At 49.3% G+C, this 7,951-nt stretch carries 11 protein-coding genes; 8 read left to right on the forward strand and 3 right to left on the reverse strand.

Translation table 11 applies throughout. The annotated features are described in order from the left end of the window. Positions 1 to 68 precede the first annotated feature (68 nt). The 4 genes from pspF (at position 69) to OWK27_RS19630 (ending at position 4,616) form a co-directional block, all read left to right on the forward strand. A complete protein-coding gene (gene pspF / locus OWK27_RS19615) occupies positions 69 to 1,046 on the forward strand; it encodes a phage shock protein operon transcriptional activator (protein ID WP_176610173.1) in 978 nt (325 codons plus the stop codon). Positions 1,047 to 1,134: 88 nt separating this feature from the next. Next, the gene (sapA, locus tag OWK27_RS19620) at positions 1,135 to 2,775 is read left to right on the forward strand and encodes an ABC transporter substrate-binding protein SapA (RefSeq protein ID WP_148419689.1); all 1,641 of its coding nucleotides are present in this window, start codon (positions 1,135 to 1,137) and stop codon (positions 2,773 to 2,775) included. Beyond that, the gene (gene sapB / locus OWK27_RS19625) at positions 2,772 to 3,737 is read left to right on the forward strand and encodes a putrescine export ABC transporter permease SapB (RefSeq protein ID WP_148419688.1); all 966 of its coding nucleotides are present in this window, start codon (positions 2,772 to 2,774) and stop codon (positions 3,735 to 3,737) included. Before sapA ends, sapB begins: the two co-directional genes overlap by 4 nt. A 204-nt stretch (positions 3,738 to 3,941) precedes the next feature. After that, complete coding sequence (locus tag OWK27_RS19630) at positions 3,942 to 4,616, forward strand: SOS response-associated peptidase (protein ID WP_194385742.1); 675 nt, start codon at positions 3,942 to 3,944, stop codon at positions 4,614 to 4,616. A 50-nt stretch (positions 4,617 to 4,666) separates the two neighbouring features. On the opposite strand, the gene cspF is transcribed toward OWK27_RS19630, so the two are convergent. Then, positions 4,667 to 4,879, reverse strand: a complete 213-nt coding sequence (gene cspF / locus OWK27_RS19635; RefSeq protein ID WP_072058474.1) for a cold shock-like protein CspF — start codon at positions 4,877 to 4,879, stop codon at positions 4,667 to 4,669. 283 nt (positions 4,880 to 5,162) lie between these two features. On the opposite strand from cspF, the gene OWK27_RS19640 reads away from it, so the two are divergent. Beyond that, complete coding sequence (locus tag OWK27_RS19640) at positions 5,163 to 5,381, forward strand: cold shock domain-containing protein (RefSeq protein WP_047352218.1); 219 nt, start codon at positions 5,163 to 5,165, stop codon at positions 5,379 to 5,381. 245 nt (positions 5,382 to 5,626) lie between these two features. On the opposite strand, the gene OWK27_RS24305 is transcribed toward OWK27_RS19640, so the two are convergent. Then, the gene (locus OWK27_RS24305; RefSeq protein WP_319796355.1) at positions 5,627 to 5,905 is read right to left on the reverse strand and encodes a YnfU family zinc-binding protein; all 279 of its coding nucleotides are present in this window, start codon (positions 5,903 to 5,905) and stop codon (positions 5,627 to 5,629) included. A 35-nt stretch (positions 5,906 to 5,940) separates the two neighbouring features. Here OWK27_RS24305 and OWK27_RS19650 point away from each other — a divergent pair, with 35 nt between their 5' ends. The 3 genes from OWK27_RS19650 to OWK27_RS24390 all read left to right on the forward strand — a co-directional run bounded on the left by OWK27_RS19650 (position 5,941) and on the right by OWK27_RS24390 (position 7,167). Further along, positions 5,941 to 6,168, forward strand: a complete 228-nt coding sequence (locus OWK27_RS19650) for a hypothetical protein (protein ID WP_071993718.1) — start codon at positions 5,941 to 5,943, stop codon at positions 6,166 to 6,168. A gap of 194 nt (positions 6,169 to 6,362) precedes the next feature. After that, on the forward strand, positions 6,363 to 6,713 hold the full coding sequence (locus OWK27_RS19655) for a hypothetical protein (RefSeq protein WP_267591032.1): 351 nt from the start codon (positions 6,363 to 6,365) through the stop codon (positions 6,711 to 6,713). A 358-nt stretch (positions 6,714 to 7,071) separates the two neighbouring features. Next, positions 7,072 to 7,167: a YnaM/YnfT family protein gene (locus tag OWK27_RS24390; RefSeq protein WP_353418899.1), complete on the forward strand. Its 96-nt coding sequence runs from the start codon at positions 7,072 to 7,074 to the stop codon at positions 7,165 to 7,167. A 13-nt stretch (positions 7,168 to 7,180) separates the two neighbouring features. Here OWK27_RS24390 and OWK27_RS19660 read toward each other — a convergent pair whose 3' ends face one another. Continuing rightward, positions 7,181 to 7,747, reverse strand: coding sequence for a recombinase family protein (locus OWK27_RS19660; RefSeq protein ID WP_020689228.1), 567 nt, complete (start codon positions 7,745 to 7,747; stop codon positions 7,181 to 7,183). Positions 7,748 to 7,951: the final 204 nt, after the last annotated feature.

Genomic DNA, 7,951 nt, shown 5'->3' on the forward strand with positions numbered 1-7,951 from the left:
ATTGATATTTATCCATCCAGAGACTATCCTCACCTGGTGAATATCGCTAAGGAGTGGTTAATTTCATCATGGCTGAATACAAAGACAATTTGCTTGGCGAAGCCAACAGCTTCCTGGAAGTACTTGAGCAGGTTTCCCGCCTTGCGCCCCTCAACAAACCGGTGCTGATTATCGGCGAGCGCGGAACGGGGAAGGAACTCATCGCCAACCGACTGCACTATTTGTCAGGGCGCTGGGACGGCCCCTTTATTTCGCTGAACTGCGCGGCGCTGAACGAGAATCTGCTCGATACGGAGCTGTTTGGGCACGAAGCCGGTGCCTTTACCGGCGCGCAAAAACGCCATCCGGGCCGTTTTGAGCGTGCCGACGGCGGCACCCTCTTCCTTGACGAGCTGGCAACCGCGCCGATGCTGGTGCAGGAAAAGCTGCTGCGCGTCATCGAGTACGGCGAGCTTGAGCGCGTTGGCGGAAGCCAGCCTCTGCAGGTGAACGTTCGCCTCGTGTGCGCCACCAATGCCGATCTTCCCGCAATGGTGGCAGAGGACAAATTCCGCGCCGACCTGCTGGACAGGCTGGCTTTTGACGTCGTGCAGCTGCCGCCGCTGCGCGAGCGACGCAGCGATATTATGCTGCTGGCCGATCAGTTCGCGATTCAGATGTGCCGGGAGCTGGGGCTGCCGCTGTTCCCCGGCTTCAGCGAACAGGCCACCGAGACCCTGCTCGGCTACCGCTGGCCGGGCAACATTCGGGAACTGAAAAACGTCGTGGAGCGCTCCGTTTACCGTCACGGGAGCAGCGACACCGAGCTGGACAACATTATTCTCGATCCCTTCAAGCGCAGCGTTAAACCGCCCCCGGCACCGGCTGCGCTGCATGAAGGCCCGACGTTACCGCTCGATTTGCGTCAATATCAGCACCATCAGGAACAGCAGTTGCTTGAGCAAAGCCTGACAGAGGCGAAATATAACCAGAAACGGGCGGCTGAACTTCTGGGGCTGACCTACCATCAGCTAAGGGCATTGCTCAAAAAGCATCAAATGCGCTGACATTATCAGCACTTATCCCCAGACATTTTTACGAAGCAGGCGTAAGTGCGATACACTTTGCAGATCGAATCTAAAAACCTTAAAAAATATGCGCCTGGTTTTATCGTCCCTGTTTGCACTCGGTCTGTTCAGCAATCTGGCCTTTGCTGCGCCCGAACGTCCTGTGCCCCCTGATATCCGCGATAGCGGTTTCGTCTATTGCGTCAGCGGGCAAGTTGATACCTTTAATCCGCAAAAAGCGGGCAGCGGCCTGATTGTCGATACGCTGGCCGCGCAGCTTTACGATCGCCTGCTCGATGTGGATCCCTATACCTATCGGCTGGTGCCTGAGCTTGCCGAAAGCTGGGAAGTGATGGATAACGGTGCGACCTACCGCTTCCGCCTGCGCGATGATGTCGCCTTTCAGCACACACCCTGGTTTACTCCAACCCGCAAGCTCAACGCGGATGACGTGGTTTTTACCTTCCAGCGCATTTTCAACCGCAATCATCCGTGGCATAACGTCAATGGCGACAACTTCCCCTATTTCGACAGCCTGCAGTTCGCCGATACGGTTAAAAGCGTCCGCAAGCTGGATAACCACACGGTTGAGTTTCGCCTGACGCGCCCGGACGCCTCATTTCTCTGGCACCTGGCGACGCACTATGCCTCCATCATGTCTGCCGAATATGCGGATCGGTTGACGAAGACGGGGCGTCAGGAACGCCTCGACCGAGAGCCTGTGGGTACAGGTCCGTTCCAGTTGGGCGAGTACCGCGCAGGACAATACATTCGCCTGCAGCGTCACGAGCGCTTCTGGCGCGGCAAGCCGCTTATGCCGCAGGTCATAGTCGATCTGGGTTCAGGCGGCACCGGCCGGCTCTCCAAGCTTCTAACCGGCGAGTGTGACGTCCTTGCCTGGCCTGCGGCCAGCCAGCTGACCATTCTGCGTGACGATCCTCGCCTGCGCCTGACCCTGCGTCCCGGGATGAACATTGCCTATCTGGCGTTTAACACCGATAAGCCGCCGCTCAATAATCCGGCCGTGCGCCATGCGCTGGCGCTGGCGATCAATAACCAGCGTCTGATGCAGTCGATTTATTACGGTACCGCGGAAACCGCCGCCTCTATTCTGCCGCGCGCCTCGTGGGCCTACGACGGCGAGGCGAAGATCACGGAATATAATCCGGCGAAAGCGCGAGAACAGCTTAAGGCGCTGGGGGCGGAAAACCTGACGCTGCAACTGTGGGTGCCTACCAGCTCCCAGGCCTGGAACCCCAGCCCGCTGAAAACCGCCGAGCTATTGCAGGCTGATATGGCGCAGGTGGGCGTGAAGGTGATCATCGTTCCTGTTGAAGGCCGCTTCCAGGAGGCGCGCCTGATGGACATGAATCACGACTTAACCCTGGCCGGCTGGTCTACGGACAGTAACGACCCGGACAGCTTCTTCCGTCCGCTGCTGAGCTGTGCGGCGATAAACTCCCAGACCAACTACGCCCACTGGTGTAACCGGGAATTTGATGCCGTACTGCAAAAAGCGCTGGCCTCACAGCAGCTTGCCTCGCGCATAGAAGCCTACGACGAAGCGCAAGATATTCTGGCCAGAGAACTCCCCGTGCTGCCGCTTGCCTCTTCCCTGCGCCTTCAGGCCTACCGTTACGATATTAAAGGGCTGGTACTGAGCCCGTTTGGTAATGCCTCCTTCGCGGGCGTAACCCGTGAGAAAGAACAAGAGGTGAAGAAACCATGATTATATTTACCCTGCGTCGGCTGCTGTTGCTGCTGGTCACGCTGTTCTTGCTAACCTTTGTCGGCTTCAGCCTTAGCTACTTTACCCCTCACGCCCCGCTTCAGGGCTCTTCGCTCCTGGACGCCTGGCTGTTCTGGTTTAACGGCCTGCTACACTGGGATTTCGGCGTGTCCAGCATCAACGGACAGCTCATATCCGAGCAGCTGAAGGTCGTTTTTCCGGCCACCATGGAGCTCTGTATTCTGGCCTTCGGCTTTGCCCTTATCGTAGGCATTCCGGTGGGGATGCTGGCAGGAATATATCGCAATAAATGGCAGGATAAGTTTATCAGCGCCCTTGCCCTGATTGGCTTCTCCATCCCCATTTTCTGGCTGGCGCTGCTGCTCACCCTCTTCTTCTCGCTGACGCTAGGCTGGCTGCCGGTGGCCGGCCGTTTCGATCTGCTCTATAACGTGCAAACGGTGAGCGGGTTCGCCATCGTTGACGCCTGGCTTTCAGATTCAGTCTGGCGCGATGAGATGATCGTGAGCGCCCTGCGCCACATGGTGCTGCCGGTCCTGACGCTGGCCGTCGCGCCGACGACCGAAGTGATCCGCCTGATGCGTATCAGCACCATTGACGTCTTTGACCAAAACTATGTAAAAGCCGCCGCCACGCGCGGCCTGTCTCGCCTGACGATTTTACGCCGCCACGTGCTGCACAACGCGCTGCCGCCGGTTATTCCGCGTCTCGGGCTGCAATTCTCAACCATGCTGACGCTGGCAATGATCACCGAGATGGTCTTCAGCTGGCCGGGCCTTGGGCGCTGGATGATTAATGCGATCCGCCAGCAGGACTATGCGGCTATCTCCGCCGGGGTGATGGTGATTGGCTCCCTGGTCATCATTGTTAACGTTGTTTCCGATATTTTGGGTGCCATGGCCAACCCGTTGAAGCATAAGGAATGGTATGCCTTACGATAGCGGCTATAGGAATACATGTATTTTCATTTTAAATCAATGTGATAGATAATAAATCTGCTATCTATTTTGAGTTTTAATACGCAAACTTGTACACATTGTTTTTTTTGCTCCAACAGTCTCAATCGAAACATGGGCTGTTGGAGCTATCGATTTCGCCCCCTCTTCGTTTCTTCTATACTTTCAGTTTGACGACTGGAGGTAATAATGTGCGGACGTTTTGCACAAGCTCAAACCCGTGAAGAGTATCTGGCTTACCTGGCCGACGGAGCTGATCGTGACATTGCCTATGACCCTGAACCTATTGGTCGGTACAACGTGGCTCCCGGTACTAAAGTCCTGCTGTTGAGCGAACGAGACGAGCAGTTGCACCTCGATCCTGTTTTCTGGGGTTACGCGCCCGGGTGGTGGGATAAACCGCCACTGATTAATGCGCGTGTCGAAACCGCTGCAACCAGCAGGATGTTTAAGCCCCTCTGGCAGCATGGCCGTGCGATCTGCTTCGCCGATGGATGGTTCGAATGGAAAAAGGAAGGCGACAAGAAACAGCCCTACTTTATTCACCGGGCAGATGGCCAGCCCATTTTCATGGCGGCGATCGGCAGTACACCATTCGAGCGCGGCGATGATGCAGAAGGCTTTCTGATAGTAACGTCTGCAGCTGACAAAGGACTGGTCGACATTCACGACCGACGGCCACTGGTTCTGTCGCCGGAAGCGGCCCGGGAATGGACGCGCCAGGATATAGGCGGGAAAGAAGCGGAAGAGATTGCATCTGACGGCTCTGTGCCAGCTGAGATGTTTACCTGGCATGCAGTGACCCGTGAAGTGGGAAATGTAAAAAATCAGGGGAGAAAATTGATAGATCAAATAGATATATGATCTGATGTACTTTTGATGTGCACTTATATCTGATCCAGCATTATCTTATTTTACGAAAGAAATATATTTGCAGCCATAGGACCACTAAGCCCATTTATACGATAGAATTCAACGCGAACACCAGGCTTTAACGTTTGGCTTTCGCTATTGCTTAATGCGGAAACATGTAAAAAAACATCTTTTCTGCCATCTGATGGGATGATTAACCCCTTTCCACTCTTGAAGTCAAAACTTTTGACGATTCCTGTCATTTTACGAGACAACTATTTTCCTATTTATAATAAAGATTTGACTATACAGGACCAGTTAGAAATAGCTATTCTTATTTTAACGGCCTTCTGGAAGGCTAAAATAAAATTTGCTTATTCATTCAACACGTGCCTTAATGGTTTGGCTGATTCGTTGCGATGATGAATCTAAATTTTCAAAAGCTACCCTCATAACCAGGCGTTATCTCTGATATCACCTCCTCTTGAGTCTATACGTGTACCATCATATATTTCTTTTCATGAGCTTGTTAGTTTGAAATTTTCAAACAGAGGTTATATGTCATCTAAAATAATCGGTCTTGTTAAGTGGTTTAACGACGATAAGGGATTTGGCTTTATCTCCCCACTCGATGGAAGTAAAGACGTTCTTGTTCACACTTCTTCTCTGCAGGGAGAAAAATTTAATACTCTCTTTGAAGGACAAAAAGTCAAATTCGCTATCATAGCTGGCACTAAAGGGCCAACCGCTGCCAATGTAACGCTCTGCGATAGATGATTTTTAAATGGATTACTTAAGCCAGCATGATTTTATCAGAGGCCAATGATTAGTCGGTACGCACATCATTACAACAGGCCAGCATATTTACTTACCATGAAGTTTGCTGACCGATGTGATGAAATGCAGGTCTGCTGCATGAACAGTCTAAAAGCAGAAGCTAACTGCTTATAAAACATTAAAGTGCGTAAGAGGTTAGGCAGCCTCCAAAAGCATCACTTCTTATTTATTGTATTACTGTTTTTTTAGAATCGCTGAGAAGATTTGAACAAAGCGCTGCAGTATGGGCACAACAACTGAGCCCCCTTTTGTACACGATTGTAACTATGTTCGGAATCTTTTGAGCAGATTGGACAAGGGCATTTTACTAAATAATTTCGGCGGGAATGAGTGTTTTTACGTGCAGTCATAGACTTCTCCAGTTCAAATGGACCGCTACAGTACACGTAAAGGCGGCATAATGCTTGTTTTAATTTCGAGAGAGGTGACATAACGTGAATAAGCCAAACCCTTTTGAACAGCATCGAATCTCAAAAAGCTTTCAAATACAGTTGGATATATGAAAAAAGTAATCATTTTCTTTAATGGTAAACCAAGTAAAGTTATCACTGTACTAAAAGGCGTGACGTCAATACGCGAAGAATATCCTAATGGAGAAGAGGTAAACCTTCAGATCATGTCAGCCGGTTTTCCCTCTTTAACAGGTGACCATGAAGTTGTCTATGTTGCATCAGATCGAGAACTTACTTCTCAGGAAATACTAGATGCAGCCCAGAAGTATCTTTAATATCCCAGATACACAGGCAATACCAGTGTAAAAAATCATAATTACAATAGCAGTGTTCATTATTACCGCCTGCTAAACGCAGGCTTTTTTTTAAGATTGCATACGATAGAATCCGTTAAATCAAAAAAACAAGTAATATTGTATATTTAACCAACACACCGCTTCATTCGGCTAATCATGCACACGAGACCCTTATGCAAATCATAAGTTACAAGGTATTAATAATTATTGAAACGAATGAGTTTGATCACCCCCCCCCTGTTCTAATTTTAAAATTCTTACATGACCGCGAATACTCAGATAAGTCTGAAAGAGGAGTTAAATTTCCAGTAAACACATACATTGGGTTGGAAAACCAAGCAGTCTTAGAGTGGGAGTCTGAAAAAGATGGTGCAGACAAGTTAAAACAAAGACTTTATGGTAAACTTAATAGAATCAGGAAATTAGAGAAAAAACCCACTACGGTTTTTTTAATGATTTCCCCTAAAGAAAAGACGCTTTCCTTTGTATCCAGACTCAAAGAGAAAAAATCACATCTACAGTGATTTAGCATAAAAAAACAGACAAGATATTGAATATGTGATGTTTTTATGGCTTATGTATTTGTCATAACTTTCTCTTGCTTCTAATTATATCTTTATGTCAATCTCTTGATAAGAGCAGCCTACCAGTATACTTAAACTCGTTCGCAAGAATAGTTTTTTAGCGTTCATTCAGTCACTTCGCAGATGATTGGTTCTGATTTATCACATTAGGGTTACCAACCATAACTCGCATTGCATTCGATGGATTTCGGAACTGAATCCCCTTCCATCTCCTTTCCGTCACATTTTTTACTGTTCGGAACGTTCGAAGATTCCTGCTGTCCAAAATATACTCTAATCAGAAAAGGTACTCATGGAAATGCTAATCACCTTTACTATCGTAGCTTTAGTTCTGGCTTTAATGACATTCAGTTTGGTAAAAATAGGAATCAGTGTATCTAACAATCCTGATTAACTGTAATATGTAGTCAAGTCTCAGTAACAGCCTTATTCACTGGGAATTTCTTATAAAGAGTGCATAATGCTACATCATAAATGATCGCCACCTTCTTTCTGTCGACGCCTTTCTCAATCAGTCGCCCTGCCTGTGCCCATTGCTCTTCTGTCAGCTTCGGGCGCCTGCCACCAATTCGCCCTTTCTCACGAGCTGCGGCTAACCCAGCGCGGGTGCGCTCCACAATTAACTCCCTCTCCATCTCGGCCAGAGCTGACATGATATGAAAGATAAACCGCCCCATTGGGCTGGAAGTGTCGATGCTGTCCGTAAGACTTTTGAAGTGGATGCCACGCTGCCGTAGTTCGTCGACCAGCAATACCAGGTTCCTCATGCTTCGCCCAAGGCGATCAAGCTTCCACACAACCAGCGTATCTCCCTCTTTCAGCGTCTTAAGAAGCTTTTTCAGCGCTGGCCTGTTAGCCACTGTTCCGCTCATTTTTTCTTCGAAAATTTGTTCACATCCTGCGCGTTCGAGCGCTTGCCGCTGAAGATCCGTATTTTGGTCATTTGTTGACACCCTTACATAGCCAATTTGCATATTTTTCACCCAATTATTTCTGCAAAAAAATCAGGTGAAGTTATCGGCCAGGCCGCTCAAGAGCAATCTATAAAACGTCGGTTTAGGAAGTAGCGCGACGAGGAACGCTTATAGCTCGTCAGGCAACATGCTTTCGGTTGGGGATTTTGGGGTTGGTTCGGCTCTCCAAAATAAGCCCACAGATGCCAGTTCATCCTTCATCAG

The sequence above is a fragment of the Enterobacter cloacae complex sp. 2022EL-00788 genome (genome assembly GCF_026627565.1).
GTDB lineage: Bacteria > Pseudomonadota > Gammaproteobacteria > Enterobacterales > Enterobacteriaceae > Enterobacter > Enterobacter pasteurii.